Source organism: Streptomyces sp. CB02400 (genome assembly GCF_001905725.1).
Taxonomy (GTDB): domain Bacteria; phylum Actinomycetota; class Actinomycetes; order Streptomycetales; family Streptomycetaceae; genus Streptomyces; species Streptomyces atrovirens.
This window is the reverse complement of record NZ_LIWB01000018.1, coordinates 19807-41300: the sequence shown is the minus strand read 5'-3', so window position 1 is coordinate 41300 and position 21494 is coordinate 19807. Positions and strand designations below refer to the sequence as shown.

Genomic DNA, 21494 nt, shown 5'->3' with positions numbered 1-21494 from the left:
AACGGGGATCAGAACACCGGCGTACCGTCCCGCGTCAGCCTCCAGTCCACCGACGCGAAGTCCTTCGGGTCCAGCACACCCTTCGCCGTCGCCCACTCCGCGATCCGGGTCCGGATCTCCGTCGACTCCGACCACAGCTCCTTCGCCGACGCCACGTGCGGGAACGCGCCGCCGCCGTTCGCCCGGTAGTTGTTCACCGCGAACACGAACTGCCGGTCGTCGTCGAGAGCGGCGCCGTCGTACGTGACGTTCTTGATCCGCGACCCGGCCGGCTGCGCGATGTCGATCTCGTACCGGACCCCGGACACATAGTCGTAGTTGTAGTCCGGACGGCCGTTCGCGTTGGTCAGCTTCTCCACGTCCACTGCCGCACCGGCCGCGGTCCGCACGAAGTACTCCGCCGAGTACTCCAGGTACGCCCGCACCTGCGCGCCCGTCATCAGCTTCGCCACCAGCGTGTTGTCGTACACGTACAGGCTCGACAGGTCCCGGATCGTCACCTCGCCGGCCGGGATCTCGGAGGTCCGCGAGAACGGCGACGCCTGCGACAGCACCGGCAGCGACGCGTACTCGGTGCCCGCGAGGGCCGCCTTGACCACGTCCTCCTGCACCTTGCTGATCAGGTCGATGATCGGCGCGTCCTTGTAGCGGGCCTCCACCGTCGTCAGCGTCTCGGTCGCCGACCCCACCACCTGATTGACGTACTCCACGACCTGCGCGTGCTCGTCGCGCAGCAGCCGGGTGATCCTCGGGTCGTCCTTCACCGTCGCCGCGTCCCGCAGCGACGCCTTCACGGACTCCACCCGCCACCGGCCCCGCTCGAAGGCCAGCTCGAAGTCGAACAGCGTCAGCCGCTCCGCGTAGCACAGCGGCTCCGACAGCACGACGTCCCTGCCCGTCTCGTCATTGGTGACCCGCAGCTCCGCGATCTCCTTGTGCGCGTGTCCCACCAGGATCGCGTCGATCCCCGGCACCTGCCGCGCCACGTTCGCCGCGGCGTTCTCCACGTACGGCAACTGGTCACCGTACGACGACGTGCCCGAGGACCCCGAGTGCGCCGACACCACCACCACGTCCGCGCCCATCGACCGCAGCTTCGGCACCCACTTCGCCGCCTGCTCCTCCAGCCCCGGGAACGTCAACTTCCCCTGGACGTACGCCTTGTCCCAGATCGCGATACCGGGGTTGGTCAGCCCGAGGACCGCCACCCTCACCGGGGGAGCGCCCTTCACGTGGAACTTCTTGATGAAGTACGGCGGGAAGGCCGGCTTCAGCGTCTTCGCGTCCAGCGCGTTGGCGCCGAGCAGCGGGAAGTCGCACTGCTCCTCGAACTTCCGCAGCGTCTCGATGCCGTAGTTGAACTCGTGATTGCCGAGCGCCACCGCGTCGTACCCGATGGCGTTCATCGCCTGCGCCATCGGATGCACCGGACCGCCCTCGGCGGTGATCGGGTCCACCTTCGCGAAGTAGTACGTCAGCGGGGTGCCCTGGATGGTGTCGCCCGCGTCCAGCAGCAGCGTGTTGCGCCGGCCCTTCTCCTCGCGCACCTGGTCCACCAGCGTCGACACCCGCGCCAGGCCCTGCGCGTTGCCGGCCGCGTCCGTGTACTCGGCGTCCTTGAAGTAGTCCCAGTTGAAGACGTGGCCGTGCAGGTCGGTCGTGCCCATCACGGTCAGCGCGTACCGCTTCACCGGCTTCCTCCCCCGTCCCGCCCCGGCAGCCTCGGCCGCGGGGACCGCCGTCGTACCCGCCAGCGCCACCCCCGCCCCCGTCACGGCGGACCTCTTCAAGAACTTCCGGCGGTTCAACGGCATGTCAGGCTCTCCTCGGACAACAACGGAACAACGCGCGTAGATTCGCCCGATGATTCTGACCTGAACACGCCCACGCGGAACAGACCCCACAGGTTGCGATCCGGTGTCCCGCGCCCTCCCCGCACCCGTACGACCGGTGACACAGTGGGACGTATGGCCACCCCTCACCCGTACGGCACACCCGGCGCACCCCATCTCGCCGTCCGCGGCGAGGCCCACCTCGAAACCGCCCCCGACCTCGCCCGCATCGCCGTCACCCTCACCGCGCGGGGCCGCGACCGGCGCACCACCCTCGACGACCTCACCCGCCGCACCACGGAAGCCCACGGCCTGCTCAAGTCCTACGGCGACGCCGTCGAGCACCTGGAGACCGGCGCCCTCACCGTCACCCCGGAACTCAGCCCCCACGGCCGGGGCGAGCGCGTCCGCGCCCACCACGGCGCCGTCCGGCTCACCGCCGACCTGGGCGACTTCACCGCCCTCGGCGCGCTCGTCACCCGTCTGGCCGACCTCGACCTCACCCGTGTCGACGGCCCCTGGTGGAGCCTCCGCCCGGGTTCCCCCGCCCACCGCGAGGCGCGGCGACTGGCGGTGCACGACGCCGTCCGGCGCGCCCGCGAGTACGCCGAGGCGCTCGGCACCACCCTCGCCGCCCTCATCGAACTCACCGACACCGGGGCGGGGCCCGAACCCTTCCCCCGGACGCGCTCCATGGCGTTCGCCGCGGCCACCGAGGACGCCCCGCCCCCGCCCCTCGACCTCGAACCCCAGCGGCAGCACGTCCACGCCGAGGTCGGCGCCCGCTTCACGCTCCAGCCGCCCCGCCTGTAGGACCGGCATTCGAGAACCAGGGGCGCGCATGCTCATCGGAGCGACCCGGTGCACAATTCAACACTTGTCAACAACCCTTCATTCACTGGCCGTTGAGTCGTCACACGCCACCAAGTCGCTACCGGCCGGTAAGCCCTAGGCTCGAAACATGCGCCGAGCGAAGATCGTCTGCACCCTGGGCCCTGCCACCGACGGCTACGACCAGATCAAAGCCCTGGTCGACGCCGGAATGGACGTCGCCCGACTCAACCTCAGCCACGGCGAGCACGCCGAGCACGAGGAGCGCTACCGACGGGTGCGGAAAGCCGCCGACGAGACCGGCCGCAGCGTCGGCCTCCTCGCCGACCTTCAAGGCCCGAAAATCCGCCTCGGCCACTTCGTCGAAGGCCCCGTACTCCTTGAACGCGGGGACACCTTCACCATCACCGTCGAAGAGGGCACCGAAGGCGACCGCGACATCTGCGGCACCACCTACGCCGGCCTCGCCACCGACGTCACCGCCGGCGAACGCATCCTCGTGGACGACGGCAGGGTCACCCTCGAAGTCACCGCCGTCGACGGCCCCCGCGTCCGCACCACCGTCATCGAGGGAGGTGTGGTCTCCGACCACAAGGGCCTCAACCTCCCCGGCGTCGCCGTCTCCGTCCCCGCGCTCTCCAAGAAGGACGAGGACGACCTGCGCTGGGCGCTGCGCACCGGCTTCGACGTGATCGCCCTGTCCTTCGTCCGCAGCGGGCGCGACATCAAGGACGTCCACCGGATCATGGACGAGGAGGGCCGCCGCCTCCCCGTCATCGCCAAGGTCGAGAAGCCGCAGGCCGTCGAGAACATCGACGACATCGTCGCCGCCTTCGACGGCATCATGGTCGCCCGCGGCGACCTCGGCGTCGAGATGCCCCTCGAACAGGTGCCGATCGTCCAGAAGCGCGCGATCAAGCTCGCCAAGCGCAACGCCAAGCCGGTCATCGTCGCCACCCAGATGCTCGACTCGATGATCGACAACGCCCGTCCCACCCGCGCGGAGGCCTCCGACGTCGCCAACGCCGTCATCGACGGCACCGACGCCGTCATGCTCTCCGGCGAGACCAGCGTCGGCAAACACGCCGTCGAGACCGTGCGCACCATGGCCCGTATCGTGGAAGCCGCCGAGGAGGACGTCCTCGCCAAGGGCCTCCCGCCCCTCACCGAACGGAACAAGCCCCGCACCCAGGGCGGCGCGGTCGCCCGCGCGGCGGCGGAGACGGGCGACTTCCTGGGCGCCCGCTTCCTGGTCGCCTTCACCCAGTCCGGCGACACCGCCCGCCGTCTCTCCCGCTACCGCAGCCCCATCCCGCTGCTCGCCTTCACCCCCGACCCGGCCACCCGCTCCCAGCTCAGCCTCACCTGGGGCGTGGAGACCTTCCTCGGCCCCCACGTGGACACGACGGACGCGATGGTCGACCAGGTGGACGAGCTGCTCCTGAAGTACGCCCGCTGCGCGAAGGGCGACACGGTGGTGATCACGGCGGGCTCCCCGCCGGGGGTCTCCGGCTCGACGAACATGGTCCGCGTCCACCGCATCGGCGAGGACGACAGCCCCAAGTGACCGGGCGGCCGGGGCGCGCAAGCGGGACGGGCGGAAAGAAGCGGATGTTCACCGGAAAGGTGGACATCCGCTCTCAAATGGTGACCTTGGATATCAAGGAAAAGTACCCCGGGTCGGATTCGAACCGACGCTGGATGGTGTTTGAGACCATTGCCTCTACCGCTGGGCTACCGGGGCGCCCTGTAAAACAAAGGTCGACGGTCACCCGCCGTGCCCCCACCTTATCGCAGCTGGGTACGCTCTTGTCAGCAGTACCGGCCTGCCCCGCACCAAGGAGCCCACGTGAGCGCCCCCGAGTCGCCCCAGCCCGTAGACGCGCCCGATGACGACAAGTCGCACGTGCCTCCGATGACGACCCGTGTCGTGATCGCCGAGGACGAGGCCCTGATCCGGCTCGACCTCAAAGAGATGCTGGAGGAGGAGGGGTACTCCGTCGTCGGCGAGGCCGGTGACGGTGAGCAGGCCGTGGAGCTGGCGCGCGAGCACCGGCCCGACCTGGTGATCCTCGATGTGAAGATGCCGAAGCTGGACGGCATCTCCGCGGCGGAGAAGATCGCCGAGGAGAGCATCGCCCCGGTGCTGATGCTGACCGCGTTCTCCCAGCGTGACCTGGTGGAGCGGGCGCGGGACGCGGGCGCGATGGCGTACCTGGTGAAGCCGTTCAGCAAGAGCGACGTGGTGCCCGCGATCGAGATGGCGGTGTCGCGGTTCACGGAGCTGAAGGAGCTGGAGCGCGAGGTCGCCGACCTGAGCCTGCGGCTGGAGACGCGGAAGCTGGTGGACCGGGCGAAGTCGGTGCTGCAGACGCAGTACGGGCTGACCGAGCCGGCGGCGTTCCGGTGGATCCAGAAGACGTCGATGGACCGGCGGATGTCGATGCAGCAGGTGGCGCAGGCGGTCATCGACGACGCCGAGGAGAAGAAGGCGTCGAAGGGCTGAGGGCCCGCGACACGACGAGAGGCCCGCGCTCCCCGCTCGGCGGGGGCGCGGGCCTCTCGTCGTGTGCCTCAGTCCTCGCCGAGGTAGGCCTTGCGGACCGACTCGTCGTGGAGGAGGTCCTGTCCGGTGCCGGAGAGGACGATCTTCCCGACCTCCATGACATGGGCGTGGTCCGCGAGGGAGAGCGCGGCCTGGGCGTTCTGCTCGATGAGCAGGATGGTGGTGCCCTGGGACTTGAGTTCGGCGATGGTCGCCATGATCTTCTGCATCATGATCGGTGAGAGACCCATGGAGGGTTCGTCGAGCATGAGCAGCTTGGGCCGGGACATCAGCGCCCTGCCCATGGCGAGCATCTGCTGCTCGCCGCCGGAGAGGGTGCCCGCGGCCTGCTTGCTGCGTTCCCCGAGGATGGGGAAGAGGTCGTAGGCGCGCTTGATGTCCTTCTCGATGCCCTCCTTGTCGTTGCGGAGGTAGGCACCGAGGCGGAGGTTGTCCTCGATGGTCATGCGGGGGAAGATGTGCCGGCCCTCGGGGGAGTGGGCGAGCCCCAGCGACACGATCTTGTGTGCCGGGATCTTCTTCAGCGACTGACCGTCGAACCTGACCTGGCCGGAGACCGGCTGGAGCAGCCCGGACAGGGTCCGGAGCGTGGTGGTCTTGCCGGCGCCGTTGGTGCCGATGAGGGTGACGACCTCGCCCGCGTCGACCTTGAACGAGATGCCCTTGACGGCCTCGATCTTGCCGTAGGCGACCCTGAGGTCCTCGACCTCCAGCAGTGCGGTCACTTGTCGTCCCCTTCTGTGGTGCTGTGCGCCTCGGCGGCTGCGACCTCGGCGGCTTCCTCCTGGCCGGGGGCGCCTTCGAAGGGGGTGCCGAGGTAGGCGGCGATGACGCGTTCGTCGGCCTGGACCACTTCGGCGGGTCCTTCGACGATCTTCTCGCCCTGGACGAGGACGGCGACCCGGTCGCAGAGGTTCATGATGAACCGGATGTCGTGCTCGATGACGAGGACGGCGATGCCCTTGTCGCGGATGGCGAAGATGAGCTCTTCGGCGGCGCGGGTCTCCTGCGGGTTCATGCCCGCGGTGGGCTCGTCGAGGAGGAGCAGGCCGGGTTCGCTGGCGAGGGCGCGGGCGATTTCGAGCTTGCGCTGTTCACCGTAGGGCAGGTTGCGGGCGAGGTGGTCGGCCTTGGCGGCGAGACCGGTGAACTCCAGGAGTTCCATGGCCCGTTCGCGGGAGGCCTCCTCGGCCCTCTTGAAGCCGGGCAGCCGCAGCAGCGCGGACCAGAGGCCCTCCTTGGTGCGGGTGTGCCGGCCGACCAGCACGTTCTCCAGAACGGTCATGTTGGCGAAGAGCCGGATGTTCTGGAAGGTGCGTGCGATGCCGGCCTGGGTGACCAGGTGCGGTTTGGGCGGCAGGACGGTGCCCTTGTAGGAGACCTTGCCCTCGGTGGGGACGTACAGGCCGGTGAGGCAGTTGAAGAAGGTGGTCTTGCCGGCGCCGTTGGGTCCGATGAGGCCGACGATCTCGCCGCTGTTGACGGTGAGGTCGACGGAGCGCACGGCGGTGAGACCACCGAAGCGCATGGTGACGTCGGTGGCGTCGAGGACGGTCGTGGTGGTGGGTGCGGTGGTGGTCATGGCGGTCACGCCCCTGCCTTCGCGACGCCGGTCGCGCCGTCGGGGAGCGGCTTGTCGTCCGGTACGTCGAGCTGTCCGGTGTCGTGGAACTCGAGCTGCTTCCTGCGGTCGGCGACCAGTCCTTCGGGGCGGAAGCGCATGAGGAGCATGAGCGCGGCGCCGAAGAGGAGCAGCTGGTACTCCGCCATGAACTGGAGCTTGGCCGGGATCAGGTAGAGCAGCGCGGCGCCGATGAGGGGGCCGCTGATGGTGCCCATGCCACCGAGGATGACGGCGGCGAGCAGGAAGGCCGAGTTGGGCGGCACGGAGCCGGCGAACTGGTACTGCTCGGGGGTGACGCTGTAGGACACGTGGGCCTGGACGGTGCCGGCGAGGCCGGCCAGACAGGCGCCGAGGGCGAAGGCGAGGAGCTTGAGGCGGAAGCCGTTGATGCCCATGGCGGTGGCGGCGGTCTCGTCCTCGCGGATGGCGACCCAGGCGCGGCCGATGCGGGATTCCGCGGAGCGGCGGAAGACCATGACGACGACGGCCGTGAACAGCAGCATCAGCAGGTAGTAGTTGCCGGAGCGGGTGAGCTCGTGACCGAGGACGTCGTGCGGTACTCCGAGGTCGAACCCGAGGACCTTGAGGTCGGGGATGTTCGGGATGCCGTTGGAGCCGTTGGTGACGTCGGGTCCGCTGTTGCCGTTGAGGTTGTTCATGGTGATGCGGAAGATCTCACCGAAGCCGAGCGTCACGATGGCGAGGTAGTCGCCGCGCAGTCGCAGGGTCGGTGCGCCGATCACCACGCCGAAGATCAGCGAGGCGAGGGCGCCGGTGAGGACGGCCGCCCAGAACGGGAAGTGCACGCCGATGCTCGACTGCGGGGAGCCGGAGACCAGGGCGGCGGCGTAGGCGCCGACGCCGAGGAAGGCGACGTATCCGAGGTCGAGGAGGCCGGCGAGGCCGACGACGACGTTGAGGCCCAGGGCGACGGTGGCGAAGATCAGGATGTTCGCGCCGATGAGGGCGAACTGGTCGTTGCTCTGGGTGAAGGGGAAGCAGATCGCGGCGACGAACGCGGCGGCGAGGGTGACGTTGCGGTGCTTGGCGGTGAGCGCCGAGAGCCGCCTGAGGAGTCCCGCGCGGGTGACCGCGGTGAAGCCGAACGCGGCCATGATCAGGAAGCCGACGAACAGCTCGGAGTACTCGGTGCCGATGCCGTACGCGAACACGTACAGGCCGATGCCGAAGCCGGCGGCGATGATGAGGATCTCGGCCCAGGAGGGCAGGTCCTTGGCGCGGGCGGGCTCGGGGGCGGTGAGGGAGTGGCGGATCCGGCCCCACAGGCCCGGGTGCGGCTCGTCGGCGTCGTACGGCTGGTCGGCCGGGAGGCCGAGGGCGCCGATGACGGCGACGAGGGCACCGATGCCGGAGACCCAGGCGCCGGGCTCGAGGTTGACGAGTCCGCCGAGTTCCTGGCTGATGGCGCCCATGGCGTAGCCGGTGGTGCCGAGGACACCGAGGGCGGTCAGCAGGACGGGGCTGTTGGTGCCGCCGGGGGTGAGCCAGCCCAGTCCGCGGACGCCGTAGCCGGAGAGGACGAACAGCAGGGTGAGGAGGGCGCCGACGAGGGTGAGGACCTGCAGGCCGCCGGGGTAGCCGGTGACGGTGAGGTTGCCGGGGAACTCGTCGGTCCAGGTCCAGGCGAGGAAGGTGCCGACGAACGCGACGGCGGAGCCGGCGACGGTGACGGCGCGTGCCGCGGCGGGCGGCAGCGGGACGATCGGGGGGGCCGGTGCGGTGGCCGCCTTGGCGGTGGCGTCGGTGGTGGGAGTTCTGGTGGTCATGGGTATCACGCCCGATCCGCGACGCGTTCGCCGAGCAGGCCTTGTGGCCGGAAGAGCAGGACGAGGATGAGCAGGGCGAACGCCCATACGTCCTTCCAGGCGCCGCCGCCGAAGAGGTCCATGCCGGGGACGTTGGCGATGTAGCCGGTGGCGAGGGCCTCGGCGACGCCGAGGACGATGCCGCCGAGCATGGCGCCGTAGATGTTGCCGATGCCGCCGAGGACGGCGGCGGTGAAGGCCTTGAGGCCCATCAGGAAGCCCATGCGGAAGCCGACTTGGCCGTTCTTGAGGCCGTAGGCGACGGCGGCGATCGCGGCGAACGCGGCACCGATGGCGAACGCCATCACGATGATGCGGTCGGTGTTGACGCCCATCAGCTTGGCGGTGTCGGGGTCCTGCGCGGTGGCCTGCATGCCGCGGCCGGAGCGGGTCTTCGACACGAAGAGACCGAGGGCGAGCATGCACAGCGGGGCGGCGATGATGACGAAGAGGTCACCGCGCTGGATGGTGGCGCCGAGGAAGTCGATGGGCTCGCCCTGGAACCGCGGGAAGGAACGGTCCTTCTTGGCCTCCGGGTACCACATCCACACGATCTGCTGGAGGACGATGGACAGACCGATCGCGGTGATCAGTGGTGCCAGCCGTGGGGCGCCGCGCAGGGGCCGGTAGGCGAAGCGTTCGGCGGCGGTGGCGAAGGCGACCGAGACGATGACGCCGCCGAGGATCATGAGCGGGATGGCTGCGCCGAGGGCGAAGCCGTCGGGGAGTATGAGGAACACGGTGAGGGCCCCGAAGCCCCCGACCATGAAGATCTCGCCGTGGGCGAAGTTGATGAGCTGGACGATGCCGTAGACCATCGTGTAGCCGATCGCGATGAGTCCGTACATCGCGCCGAGGATGAGTCCATTGGCCAGCTGTTGCGGCAGTTCGTTCACCGCAGGGCCTCCGTGGAGTGGTTCGGATACGGCGCCGCGCGGGAGCGCTGGTGGGCGCTCCCGCGCGGCCTGGGGTCAATGTGTGCGGGGTGTCTCCTCCGCTGTGTGTCCCCTCGCTCAGTCGACCTTGGGGGAGGCGCTGTACTCGGGCGACCAGGCGTTGCTCTTGACCTTGTAGGCGGTCATCAGGGTGTTCGTGGTGTCACCGAACTCGTCGAAGGAGATGGTGCCGGTGACGCCGTCGAACTTGACCTTGCTCATGGCGTCCAGGACCGCCTTGCGGCCGTCCGTGGGGACCTTGCCGTCGTTGCCGTCGACCGCCAGCTTGACGGCCTCGATGATCGACCAGGTGGCGTCGTAGGTGAGGCCGCCGTACGCCTCGTACGCGTCCTCGAAGTTCTCGGCCTTGTAGTTCGCGATGAACTCCTTGGCGGAGGGGAGCTGCTCGACGGGCTTGCCCACGGAGGTGGCGAGGTCGCCCTCGGCCTTCTTGTTGAGCTTCGGGAACTCGGCGGAGTAGATGCCGTCGCCGCCCATCAGCGGGATGCTCTGGCCGCTGTCCTTGAGCTGCTGGCTCAGCGGGGCGGCGGCCGGGTACTCGCCGCCGTAGTAGAGGGCCTCGGCGCCGGTCGACTTGATCTTGGCGACGACGGCGTTGAAGTCGCGGTCCTCGGGGTTGATGTGGTCGCTGCCGACGATCTTGCCGCCGAGCTTGGTGAAGTTGGTCTTGAAGGACGCGGCGAGGCCGGCGCCGTAGGTCTTCTGGTCGTCGATCAGGTAGACCTTCTTCTTGCCGGCCTTGGTGTAGAGGTACTCGGCGGCGAAGGCACCCTGGATCTCGTCCGTGGTGGCGGTGCGGAAGAAGGTGTCGAACTGGCGGACCGAGTCGCCGGTCTTCCAGCCGTCGCCCTGGGTCAGCTCGGTGCCGGTGTTGGCCGGGGAGACCTGGACCAGGCCGGCGTCGTTGAACGGCTTCTGCATCTGCTGGGAGACGCTGGAGTTCAGCGGGCCGACGACGCCGAGGACGTCCTTGTCGCTGATGAACTTCTGGGCGTTCTGCTGGCCCACGGAGGGCTGCGCCTGGTCGTCGAGGGGTTCGAGCTCGAACTCGATGCCCTTGACGTACTCCTCCTTGTTGGCCGTCTTCACGGCGAGCTCGGCGGAGTTGCGCATGCCGAGGCCGAGGGCCGAGAGGTCGCCGGTCAGCGGGGCGTCGATGCCGATCACGACAGTGGTCTTGTCGCCGCCGCCACTGCCGTTGCTGCTGTCGTCGTCGCGCGACCCGCATGCGGTGAGGGTGAGCGATCCCGCCGCGAGTGCCGCGGTGAGGGCGATGAGCGAACGTTGACGCACGATCCAGTCCTTTCCCCTGACGGCCGCTCCCTGATGGAAATGGCCGAGTCGAGCGCTGGGCCGACGTGACAATCGGGCTGGCGCGGTGACTGGCGGTGACTCTAAGCGGGTGGGGGGAACGTGGAGGAGGGTCTGGCCAAGGCTGTGACTCTCTTGTTATGACACGACGTATTGCAGAGCGGTACTGGCTGGGGGGAACGGCGGAATTCTCGCCGTTTTGCCCTGTCCGGATGGTGAGAAACCGCAGGACCCGGCGCGGTGTGTTCAGGTGTATCGGAGGTTTTGGTAATTACCTGAAGTTGTTGCTGGAGGCGACTCGCGAAGCCTGGAGGGAGGGGTGGCGCACCCCGCGTCCCATGGGGTCGGAGCGGGTGGCCGCATTGCGCGCGTATTACACAGAGTTACGTCCAGGAAAGAGGGTCCGGCGTTTCCGGCGCTTTCTCTCATTCCGCCGCGGAGGGGGTGACGGAAAGCCCCGAGTGAGGTAAAGGGGCGGAGGGGGAATTCCGTGTAATGGCCACCTAAAGCCGGGATTCCGTGCCGGACCGAACGGTGAATCCGAAGTTCCGGATTGCCGGTTCAAGGGTGTTGGCCTGCGGTTTCACCAACCGCCGGGAGGGATGGGGGTCATTGCCACGGTCCGCCCGTCGGTTTGCCGCCGCGGTACCGGTCGACGCACCCCTCGCGCACCTTACGGGCCATCAACTCGTGTGCGGCTCGAGGGCCTTGACGCTTCTCGACGGGACGGGCGGCGGCCACGGCCGCGCGCAGGATGTCGTACTGCCCGCCGGACAGCCCCATGGACTGGTAGTCGCCGTAGGTGTCGCCTTCGAGGGCCTTGCGGGACCAGTACCCGACGAGCTTCGCGCACAGCTCCTCGTCGGAGGTGGCGCGCGGCGACGGCGGGGCGGAGCCGGTCCGCCTGTCGGACGCGGTGTCCGTCTGCCCGCCGGACGCGTGGCCGGAACCGGACGCGCCGCAGCCGGTCACCACGAGGCCCGCCGCGAGCGCCGCCAGGAGATACGTCCGAGTGGTGCCTCCCCGTCCCATGCCCGCACCGTAGGGCGGCCACCGCCCCGCGGCAACGGGGATGCGGAGCGGACGCCCTCCGCATCCCCGGCGGCCGTCAGCCCGCCGCCTGTTCCCCGTCGCCGGGCCGGACGTCCCGCAGCAGGCAGGTCAGCCGCGCGGTGCACACCCGCTTGTCCGCCTCGTCGGTGATGACGATCTCGTACGTCGCCGTGGACCGCCCCCGGTGCACCGGAGTGGCGACCCCGGTGACCAGGCCGGAGCGGACGCCGCGGTGATGCGTGCAGTTGAGGTCGACCCCGACGGCGATCTTGGAGCTGCCGCCGTGCAGCATCGACCCCACCGACCCCAGCGTCTCGGCCAGTACGGCGGACGCGCCGCCGTGCAGCAGCCCGTACGGCTGGGTGTTGCCCTCCACCGGCATCGTCCCGACGACCCGCTCCGCCGACGCCTCCAGGATCTGCACGCCCATGCGCGTGCCCAGGTGACCCGCCGAGAACAGCGCCGGCAGGTCCACACCGAGCGCGGCGTACTCGTCGATGACCTCCTGCGGGAACTTCACCTGCTGCTGCTCTCCCATGGGCCCGGCTCCTTCGTCGTGCGTCGGTACGGCTGTCTGCTGAGCGAACGCTCAGTCGGTCGCCGATTGTTCCAGACGCACCACGACCGACTTGCTGGCCGGGGTGTTGCTGGTGTCCGCGGTGGCGTCCAGCGGCACCAGGACGTTGGTCTCCGGGTAGTACGCCGCCGCACACCCCCGCGCCGTCGGGTAGTGCACGACGCGGAACCCGGGCGCCCTGCGCTCCACACCGTCCTTCCACTCGCCGACCAGATCGACGTAACTGCCGTCCACCAGCCGCAGCTCCCGCGCGTCCTCCGGGTTGACCAGCACCACGCGGCGGCCGTTCCTGATCCCCCGGTAGCGGTCGTCGAGACCGTAGATCGTGGTGTTGTACTGGTCGTGCGAGCGCAGCGTCTGCAGCAGCAGCCGGCCCTTGGGCAGCTCGGGGAACTCCACCGGCGCGGCGGTGAAGTTGGCCTTGCCGGTGGCGGTGGGGAAGCGGCGCTCGTCGCGCGGGGCGTGCGGGAGCGCGAAGCCCCCGGGACGCGCCACGCGCGCGTTGAAGTCCTCGAAGCCGGGGATCACCCGCGCGATGCGGTCGCGGATCGTCGCGTAGTCCTTCTCGAACTCCTCCCACGGCACCGTGTCGTCATCGCCGAGCACACGGCGGGCCAGCCGGCACACGATGGCCGGCTCCGACAGCAGCCGCCCGCTCGCCGGTTCCAGACGCCCGCGCGAGGCGTGCACCATGCCCATGGAGTCCTCGACCGTCACGAACTGCTCGCCGCCGCCCTGGACATCGCGCTCGGTGCGGCCGAGCGTCGGCAGGATCAGGGCGCGCGCGCCCGTGACGGTGTGCGAGCGGTTCAGCTTGGTCGACACGTGCACCGTCAGCCGCGCCCGGCGCATCGCGGCCTCGGTGACCTCCGTGTCGGGGGAGGCGGAGACGAAGTTGCCGCCCATGGCGAAGAAGACCTTCGCCTTCCCGTCGCGCAGCGCCCGGATGGCCCGTACGACGTCGAAGCCGTGCTCGCGCGGCGGCGCGAAGCCGAACTCCTTCTCCAGGGCGTCCAGGAACGCGGGCGCGGGCCGCTCGAAGATGCCCATGGTGCGGTCGCCCTGCACATTGGAGTGACCGCGCACCGGGCACACGCCCGCCCCCGGGCGGCCGATGTTGCCGCGCAGCAGGAGGAAGTTGACGACCTCGCGGATGATCGGCACCGAGTGCTTGTGCTGGGTGAGCCCCATCGCCCAGCACACGATGACGCGCTTCGATTCGAGGACCATCCGCAGACACCGCTCGATGTCCCCGCGCGTGAGGCCGGTCGCGGTGAGCGTCCCGTCCCAGTCGGCGGCGCGCGCGGCCTCGGCGAACTCCTCGTAGCCGTGCGTGTGTTCGCGCACGAACTCCTCGTCGACCGCGCCGGGCGTGTCCAGGATCAGCTTGTTGAGGAGGCGGAACAGGGCCTGGTCGCCGCCGATGCGGATCTGCAGGAACAGGTCGGTCAGGGCGGCGCCGGTGGTGAGCCCCTTGGGGGTCTGCGGGTTCTTGAAGCGCTCCAGCCCCGCCTCGGGCAGCGGATTGACGCTGACGATCCGAGCACCGTTCGCCTTGGCCTTCTCCAGGGCGGACAGCATGCGCGGATGGTTGGTGCCGGGGTTCTGGCCGGCGACGATGATCAGGTCGGCCTTGTGGAGGTCCTCCAGCAGGACGCTGCCCTTGCCGACACCGATCGTCTCCGACAGGGCCGAGCCGGACGACTCGTGGCACATGTTGGAGCAGTCGGGCAGGTTGTTGGTGCCGAGCCGGCGGGCGAAGAGCTGGTAGAGGAAGGCGGCCTCGTTGCTGGTGCGCCCGGAGGTGTAGAAGACGGCCTCGTCCGGGGAGGAGAGGGCGGCGATCTCCTCGGCGACGATGTCGAAGGCCCGCTCCCAGGTGACCGGCTCGTAGTGCTCACCGCCCTCGGGCAGGTACACGGGGTGCGTCAGCCGCCCCTGCTGCCCCAGCCAGTAACCGCTGCGGCCGGACAGGTCGGCGACGGAGTGCGCGGCGAAGAACTCCGGTGTGACCCGGCGCAGGGTGGCCTCCTCGGCCACCGCCTTCGCCCCGTTCTCACAGAACTCCGCGCGGTGCCGGTGCTCCGGCTCCGGCCAGGCGCACCCCGGGCAGTCGAAGCCGTCCTTCTGATTCACGCTGAGCAACGTCAGCGCCGTCCGCTTCACACCCATCTGCCGCTGGGCCATCCGCAGGGTGTGCCCGATCGCCGGCAGTCCCGCGGCAGCATGCTTCGGCTCGTCGACCTGCGGCGCGTCCTGAACCGGATCCCCCTTGGGCGGCTTCGCTGCCATCGCGCACTCCTGTTCCACATACACGCATGAGGTAGACCCCCGATCCTGCCACGCCCCCACCCCGGGGGCGCTGCCCCCGGACCCCCGCTCCTCAAACGCCGGAGGGGCTGGAAGTCAGCCCGTCCGGCGTTTGAGGACAAGGCCCGTTCAGGGCCGAAGGGGGTCTGGGGGCACAGCCCCCAGGAACGGGACGGGAAGGGGCGGAGGGGGCGAATCAACCCCATGACACACACCCGCCCCCCGCTGTCAGTGCCACGTGGCAGGATCGGACACGTGGCAGACACAGCATCGAAGAAGACCGACCAGCCCCCCACCGGCCCCCGCCCCCGCCTGATGCTCATGGACGGGCACTCCCTCGCGTACCGCGCGTACTTCGCGCTGCCCGCGGAAAACTTCACCACCGCGACGGGCCAGCCGACCAACGCGATCTACGGCTTCGCGTCGATGCTGGCCAACACCCTCCGTGACGAGTCCCCCACCCACTTCGCCGTAGCCTTCGACGTCTCCCGCAAGACATGGCGCTCGGAGGAGTTCACCGAGTACAAGGCGAACCGCTCCAAGACGCCGGACGAGTTCAAGGGCCAGGTCGAGCTCATCGGCGAGCTCCTCGACGCGATGCACGCCGACCGCTTCGCCGTCGAGGGCTTCGAGGCGGACGACATCATCGCCACCCTCGCCACCCAGGCCGAGGCCGAGGGCTTCGAGGTGCTGATCGTCACCGGCGACCGTGACTCCTTCCAGCTCGTCTCCGAGCGCACCACGGTGCTGTACCCGACGAAGGGCGTCTCCGAGCTGACCCGGTTCACCCCGGAGAAGGTCGTCGAGAAGTACGGCCTGACCCCCGCCCAGTACCCCGACTTCGCGGCGCTGCGCGGCGACCCGTCGGACAACCTGCCCGGCATCCCCGGCGTCGGCGAGAAGACGGCCGCGAAGTGGATCAACCAGTTCGGCTCCTTCGCCGAGCTGGTCGAGCGTGCCGAGGAGGTCAAGGGCAAGGCCGGGCAGAACCTGCGCGACCACCTGGAGGCGGTCAAGCTCAACCGCCGCCTCACCGAGCTGGAGCGCGCCGTCGAGCTGCCCAAGGGCGTCCTCGACCTGGCGCGGACCGCCTACGACCGCAAGGCCGTGGCGATGATCCTGGACACCCTGGAGATCAGGAACCCGTCGCTGCGCGAGCGGCTGTTCGCCGTCGACCCGGGCGCGGAGGAGGCCGAGGCCACCCCGGTCGTCGCGGAGGGCGTGGAGCTGGACGGCACGGTGCTGGGCACCGGCGGGCTGACCGCCTGGCTCACCGAGCACGGCACCGGCCCGCTCGGCGTCGCCACGGTCGACACCTGGGCCCTCGGCACCGGCTCGGTCGCCGAGGTCGCGCTGGCCACGGCCGCCGGACCGGCCGCCTGGTTCGACCCGTCCGAGCTGGACGAGGCCGACGAGCGGGCGCTCACGGCCTGGCTCGCCGACCCGGCCCGCCCCAAGGTGTTCCACAACGCCAAGGGCGCGATGCGGGTCTTCGCCGAGCACGGCTGGACCATCGAGGGCGTCACCATGGACACCGCGCTCGCCGCGTACCTGGTGAAGCCGGGCCGTCGCTCCTTCGACCTGGACGCGCTGTCCCTGGAGTACCTGCACCGCGAGCTGGCGCCCGCCGCCGCACCCGACGGCCAGCTCGCCTTCGGCGCGGACGACGGAGCGGAGGCCGAGGCACTGATGGTGCAGGCCCGCGCCATCCTCGACCTGGGCGGGGCCTTCGAGAGCCGCCTCGAAGAAGTGGGCGCGGCCGACCTGCTCCGCGACATGGAGCTGCCCACGTCCGCGCTGCTCGCCCGCATGGAGCGGCACGGCATCGCGGCCGACCGGGACCACCTCCAGGCGATGGAGCAGATGTTCGCGGGCGCCGTGCAGCAGGCGGTGAAGGAGGCGCACGCGGCGGCGGGGCACGAGTTCAACCTGGGCTCGCCCAAGCAGCTCCAGGAGGTCCTCTTCGGCGAGCTGGCCCTGCCGAAGACGAAGAAGACGAAGACCGGCTACACCACGGACGCCGACGCCCTGGCCTGGCTCGCCACGCAGACCGACAACGAACTGCCGGTGATCATGCTCCGCCACCGTGAGCAGGCGAAGCTGCGCGTCACCGTCGAGGGCCTGATCAAGACGATCGCCGCGGACGGCCGTATCCACACCACGTTCAACCAGACGGTCGCCGCGACGGGCCGGCTGTCCTCGACGGACCCCAACCTCCAGAACATCCCGGTCCGCACGGACGAGGGCCGCGCGATCCGCCGCGGCTTCGTCGTCGGCGAGGGCTTCGAGTCGCTCCTCACCGCCGACTACAGCCAGATCGAGCTGCGCGTGATGGCCCACCTCTCCGAGGACGCCGGCCTGATCGAGGCGTTCACCTCGGGCGAGGACCTGCACACCACGGCGGCGGCCCAGGTGTTCTCCGTCGAGCAGTCCGCCGTGGACGCGGAGATGCGCCGCAAGATCAAGGCGATGTCGTACGGGCTGGCGTACGGGCTGTCGGCCTTCGGCCTCTCCCAGCAGCTCAACATCGAGGCGGCGGAGGCACGCGCCCTGATGGACGCGTACTTCGAGCGCTTCGGCGGCGTACGGGACTATCTGCGCCGGGTCGTCGACGAGGCGAGGGCGACCGGCTACACGGCGACGCTCTTCGGCCGCCGCCGCTACCTGCCCGACCTCAACAGCGACAACCGCCAGCGCCGCGAGGCGGCGGAGCGCATGGCGCTGAACGCGCCGATCCAGGGCACGGCGGCGGACATCGTCAAGATCGCCATGCTGAACGTGGACCGCGCCCTGCGCGAGGCGGACCTGCGCTCCCGCACGCTCCTCCAGGTCCACGACGAAATCGTCCTGGAACTGGCCCCCGGCGAGCGCACCGCGGTGGAGGACCTGGTCCGCCGCGAAATGGCGTCCGCGGTCGAGCTCCGGGTCCCCCTGGGCGTCTCGGTGGGCGCGGGCCCGGACTGGGAGTCGGCGGCACATTAGCCCTTCCGGGGGCTCCGCCCCCGCACCCCCGCTCCTCAAACGCCGGAGGGGCTGGTTTTCCCAGCCCGTCCGGGGGAGTTCGAGGACGAGGCCTGAGCTTCCAGCCTGGCGTTCGAGGACGAGGCCTGAGCTTCCAGCCTGGCGTTCGAGGACGAGGTCTGCGTTTCCAGCCCGTCCGGGGAGCCTGGGGACGAGGTCTGCGTTTCCAGCCCGTCCGGCGATTGAGGACGAGGCCCGTCCAGGGCCGGAGGGGGGTTGGGGGCGCAGCCCCCAGGATCGGAAACCTTCACTCGCGTGGCCCCTGCGGGAAAGCCCCCGCCCGCAGGGCCGGACACCATGCCATGCATGGGTATACGCATGCTTCACCGCACAGCGGCAGGCAACGCACCCCCGCGCCCCGGCGGACACACGCTGTCTCCGCCGGTCCCGGTCTTCGCGGCCTCCGCAAGTACCGCCCGCACCCCCGCCACCCTCGCGACCGCGCTGCGCAGCGCCACGGCGGACCTCGGCCGCCGTATCGCCGACGGCCGCCGGCGAACCGCCCGCACCCCCACCGCCGGGGTCCTCGTGGGCGAGCAGCCGCCGTGGCGGCTGTGGGCCGAGCTGGCCCGCGCCTACCTCACCCTCGTGCTCACCCTGCTGCCCCGCCCCCGCCCCCGCCCGGTCCGCACCGTCACCGTGTTCGTCGCGGCGAGCGACACCCTCAGCGTGCGCCCGTACGGTCCGGCCGCCGCGTACCGGCGCTCGCAGGGACCCCCGTGGCCGGACGCCACACCCTGACGGCCGCCGCGTACAGCGGCAGCGCGAGGACCAGCCCCGCGCCCGCCCCGAAGCACGCCGTCGGAATCAGTTCCCAGGGCTTCGCGGTCGAGCCCCAGTAGGCCCACCACCGCGAGGCCCGCTGCACCGCGGCCACCACCGCGCACCCGCCGAGCAGCGCGACGGCCCACCACCGGTCCCCGGCGGACAGCACGGGCACCCCCACCGGCTCGCCCCCGGGGGCCGTCCGCCGCAGCGCCCGCGCCACGAACAGCGCGATGACGACCGCGGCCACCGCCGAACCGCCGTACTGCAGGTACCAGTACAGCGGCGACCCCGCCACCTTCTCGCCGAGCACGGGAAACACCCGCATCCCCCACCGGTCGAGATGCGTGAACGCGTCCCAGACCACATGCGTCGACGCCCCCACCACGGCCGAGACGTACCAGCGCGCCACCAGCGACGGCCGTGTCCGCGCACGCGGCGCCCCGCAGCGCAGCAGCGCCGCCGCCCGTCCCTGCCGGGCCCGCGGCAACAGCGCCACCAGCGGTTCGCGCACCAGCAGCCACAGCCCCACCAGCGCCCAGGCGATGAGCACGTCGACCGTGAACACACCCCAGAACGCATGGGTGACGTCACCGAACTCCATCGCCCCGGACAGGACACTCGCCGCGTAATAGGTCATGTCGGGCGCGAAGCTGCCCGCGACCAGTACGGCGGGAACCAGGGTGCCCCGCCCCCTCCCGTCCGTGCGCACGGCGGGCAGCACCGCCGCCGCATGGCTCAGCGTGAACGGCAACGCGGCTCCTCGTGACAGTGGTTGACCGGGCCCGCGGACCCACTTGATCGGCAGGCCCCAGTATGCGTGACGCCCCGTACCGACCTCCGCCCCACGGGAACGTGGTGAACCGGTGAATATCGGGCATGAACAGGTGTCCGCGCAAAGGAAGTTGCCGTAGGGTCGCGAGGGCCGTCGTGCCGGATGCCCACAGGAGGGCAACCAGCGGGGCGGGTAGATCGTCACAACAGGGCGAACACAACACAGGCTGACGGACGTCACGGCGTTCACGGGAGGGGCTCACTCTATGGCGGCGCAATTCGGCAGGAGGCTGCGCAAGGGAGTGACGACCACCGCCGTCGCCGCGGCGGCGGTGGCGGCCCTGGCCGCGTCCCAGGCCCCCGGCGCGACGACCGACGGTCAGGGAGGGCAGACCACCTCGGACGCCACGCCCTCGTCCGAGGAGGCCGCCGACGCCGGCGCGACCGGCAACTCGCCGTACTACACGGACCTGCCGCCGCTCAACAGCCCCAACCCCGCCCCGTCCGCGAGCACCGGAACGGACACGTCCGGCGTGACCGAGGCCGGCATACCGGCGACGGTCCTCGACGCCTACAAGCGGGCCGAGGCGACACTGCGCGAGAAGAAGCCCGGCTGCAACCTGCCCTGGCAACTCCTCGCCGCCATCGGCAAGGTGGAGTCCGGTCAGGCCCGCGGCGGACGCGTCGACGCCGACGGCACCACCCTCTCGCCCATCCTCGGCCCCCAGCTCGACGGCAACGGCTTCGCCCTCATCAAGGACACCGACAACGGTGCCTACGACGGCAACAGCTCCTACGACCAGGCCGTCGGCCCCATGCAGTTCATCCCCTCCACCTGGGAGTGGGCGGGCCGCGACGGCAACGGCGACGGCCGTGAGGACCCCAACAACATCTACGACGCCGCCCTCGCCGCCGGCCACTACCTGTGCCGCAACGGCTGGGACCTGTCCGACCAGCGGGACCTCGACCGGGCGATCCTCAGCTACAACCAGTCGACGGAGTACCTGAACACCGTCATGTCGTGGCTGGAGTACTACCGCAGGGGCACGCACGAGATCCCCGACGGCACCGGCACGCTGCCCAGGGACCGCAGCGACAGCACCGGCACGGTGCGTCCTTCCCCGACGGCGCCGAGCACGCCGCCGAGCACGTCGCCGTCGCCGAAGCCCAGCCCGAAGCCGGAGAAGCCGGCCGACTCCGGCACCCCGAACACGCCGCCGCCCACCACCACCCCGCCCACCACTCCACCCACCACCCCGCCCACCCCCACCGACACGGTGGACCACCTGGAGAACGCCGGTACCGCGCAGTTCACCGCGATGGCGGGCGACGCGTTCACCGAGCGGATGAGCGCCCGCGCGGAGACGGACGCCGGCAAGGCCGTGGCCAAGGTGCGGATCCGCTTCACCGTCATCAGTGACACCGACACCACCTTCACCGGCGGCGAGAGCGTGGCCACCGTCGTCACCGACAGCTCGGGCGTCGCCGTGGCCCCCGCGCTCCAGGCGGGCGAGAAGACCGGTTCCGTCATCGTCCAGGCCACCGTGGTCGGCCGGACGGTCAAGGGCGTCGCCTACCGGGCGACGGTCACCGAGCGCGCCGCCGACACCCTCGTCCGCACCAGTACGAAGGAGCTGACCTGCACGCCGGGCGGCGAGTTCGCGGACGCGGTCGAGCTGAAGGCCACGTACAAGGGTGCCGTCGCCGACAAGGTCGCCGCCACCGCGACGCTCATCAAGTCGGCCGAGGACCCGACCGAGAACGACAAGGGCCCCTACTTCAAGGACGCCGACGGCAAGGCCGTACGCACCCTGAGCGGTCTGCCGACGGACGCGGACGGCCTGCTGAAGCTGCCTCAGCTCTACGCGGACGACACCGAGGGCACGTTCCTGCTCCGCGTCACCACCCCGGGCGGAGCGACCGTCACGATCGAGCTGACCGTGGCGGCGCCGCCGACCGAGACGGAGCCCCCGGCCGAGACGGAGAATCCGGCCGAGACGGAGACTCCGGCCCCGTCGGACAGCCCGTCGGCGAGCCCCACCACCTGA

General features: G+C 70.3%; 16 protein-coding genes and 1 tRNA gene. 6 read left to right on the top strand and 11 right to left on the bottom strand.

Features of this window, described 5'->3' with window-relative positions; translation table 11 throughout:
- Positions 1-8: 8 nt before the first annotated feature.
- Positions 9-1814 (bottom strand): 5'-nucleotidase C-terminal domain-containing protein, encoded by a 1806-nt coding sequence (locus AMK33_RS32080; protein ID WP_073936509.1) that lies wholly within the window; start codon positions 1812-1814, stop codon positions 9-11.
- A gap of 153 nt (positions 1815-1967) precedes the next feature.
- Here AMK33_RS32080 and AMK33_RS32075 point away from each other — a divergent pair, with 153 nt between their 5' ends.
- The gene (locus AMK33_RS32075) at positions 1968-2645 is read left to right on the top strand and encodes an SIMPL domain-containing protein (protein WP_073936508.1); all 678 of its coding nucleotides are present in this window, start codon (positions 1968-1970) and stop codon (positions 2643-2645) included.
- Positions 2646-2793: 148 nt separating this feature from the next.
- The gene (gene pyk / locus AMK33_RS32070; RefSeq protein ID WP_073936507.1) at positions 2794-4230 is read left to right on the top strand and encodes a pyruvate kinase; all 1437 of its coding nucleotides are present in this window, start codon (positions 2794-2796) and stop codon (positions 4228-4230) included.
- A 104-nt stretch (positions 4231-4334) separates the two neighbouring features.
- Here the strand turns inward: pyk and AMK33_RS32065 are convergent.
- Positions 4335-4407, bottom strand: a tRNA-Leu gene (locus tag AMK33_RS32065).
- A gap of 105 nt (positions 4408-4512) precedes the next feature.
- Here AMK33_RS32065 and AMK33_RS32060 point away from each other — a divergent pair.
- A complete protein-coding gene (locus AMK33_RS32060) occupies positions 4513-5169 on the top strand; it encodes an ANTAR domain-containing response regulator (protein WP_073936506.1) in 657 nt (218 codons plus the stop codon).
- A gap of 68 nt (positions 5170-5237) precedes the next feature.
- Here AMK33_RS32060 and AMK33_RS32055 read toward each other — a convergent pair whose 3' ends face one another.
- From AMK33_RS32055 to AMK33_RS32020, 8 genes are all read right to left on the bottom strand, one after another.
- Positions 5238-5954: an ABC transporter ATP-binding protein gene (locus tag AMK33_RS32055; protein ID WP_073936505.1), complete on the bottom strand. Its 717-nt coding sequence runs from the start codon at positions 5952-5954 to the stop codon at positions 5238-5240.
- Positions 5951-6811 carry an ABC transporter ATP-binding protein gene (locus AMK33_RS32050; protein WP_201263116.1) on the bottom strand — a complete coding sequence of 287 codons (861 nt, stop codon included), beginning with the start codon at positions 6809-6811 and terminating at the stop codon, positions 5951-5953. Before AMK33_RS32050 ends, AMK33_RS32055 begins: the two co-directional genes overlap by 4 nt.
- Before the next feature lie 5 nt (positions 6812-6816).
- Positions 6817-8640 (bottom strand): branched-chain amino acid ABC transporter permease, encoded by a 1824-nt coding sequence (locus AMK33_RS32045; protein ID WP_079195051.1) that lies wholly within the window; start codon positions 8638-8640, stop codon positions 6817-6819.
- Positions 8641-8645: 5 nt separating this feature from the next.
- A complete protein-coding gene (locus AMK33_RS32040; RefSeq protein ID WP_073936503.1) occupies positions 8646-9575 on the bottom strand; it encodes a branched-chain amino acid ABC transporter permease in 930 nt (309 codons plus the stop codon).
- Between the two features lie 117 nt (positions 9576-9692).
- Entirely contained in the window at positions 9693-10928 is a 1236-nt protein-coding gene (locus AMK33_RS32035) for a branched-chain amino acid ABC transporter substrate-binding protein (protein ID WP_073936502.1), read from the bottom strand.
- 627 nt (positions 10929-11555) lie between these two features.
- Entirely contained in the window at positions 11556-11978 is a 423-nt protein-coding gene (locus AMK33_RS32030) for a hypothetical protein (RefSeq protein WP_073936501.1), read from the bottom strand.
- A gap of 76 nt (positions 11979-12054) precedes the next feature.
- Complete coding sequence (locus AMK33_RS32025) at positions 12055-12537, bottom strand: PaaI family thioesterase (RefSeq protein WP_073936500.1); 483 nt, start codon at positions 12535-12537, stop codon at positions 12055-12057.
- A 51-nt stretch (positions 12538-12588) separates the two neighbouring features.
- A complete protein-coding gene (locus AMK33_RS32020) occupies positions 12589-14868 on the bottom strand; it encodes an FdhF/YdeP family oxidoreductase (RefSeq protein ID WP_073936638.1) in 2280 nt (759 codons plus the stop codon).
- A 273-nt stretch (positions 14869-15141) separates the two neighbouring features.
- Between AMK33_RS32020 and polA the strand changes: the two genes are divergently transcribed.
- On the top strand, positions 15142-17868 hold the full coding sequence (gene polA, locus AMK33_RS32010) for a DNA polymerase I (RefSeq protein WP_073936498.1): 2727 nt from the start codon (positions 15142-15144) through the stop codon (positions 17866-17868).
- A 345-nt stretch (positions 17869-18213) separates the two neighbouring features.
- Positions 18214-18648 (top strand): hypothetical protein, encoded by a 435-nt coding sequence (locus AMK33_RS32005; RefSeq protein WP_073936497.1) that lies wholly within the window; start codon positions 18214-18216, stop codon positions 18646-18648.
- On the opposite strand, the gene AMK33_RS32000 is transcribed toward AMK33_RS32005, so the two are convergent.
- Complete coding sequence (locus tag AMK33_RS32000; RefSeq protein WP_073936496.1) at positions 18572-19426, bottom strand: DUF4184 family protein; 855 nt, start codon at positions 19424-19426, stop codon at positions 18572-18574. The two genes, AMK33_RS32005 and AMK33_RS32000, sit on opposite strands and share 77 nt — an antisense overlap.
- 286 nt (positions 19427-19712) lie before the next feature.
- Here AMK33_RS32000 and AMK33_RS31995 point away from each other — a divergent pair, with 286 nt between their 5' ends.
- On the top strand, positions 19713-21494 hold the full coding sequence (locus AMK33_RS31995; RefSeq protein ID WP_073936495.1) for a lytic transglycosylase domain-containing protein: 1782 nt from the start codon (positions 19713-19715) through the stop codon (positions 21492-21494).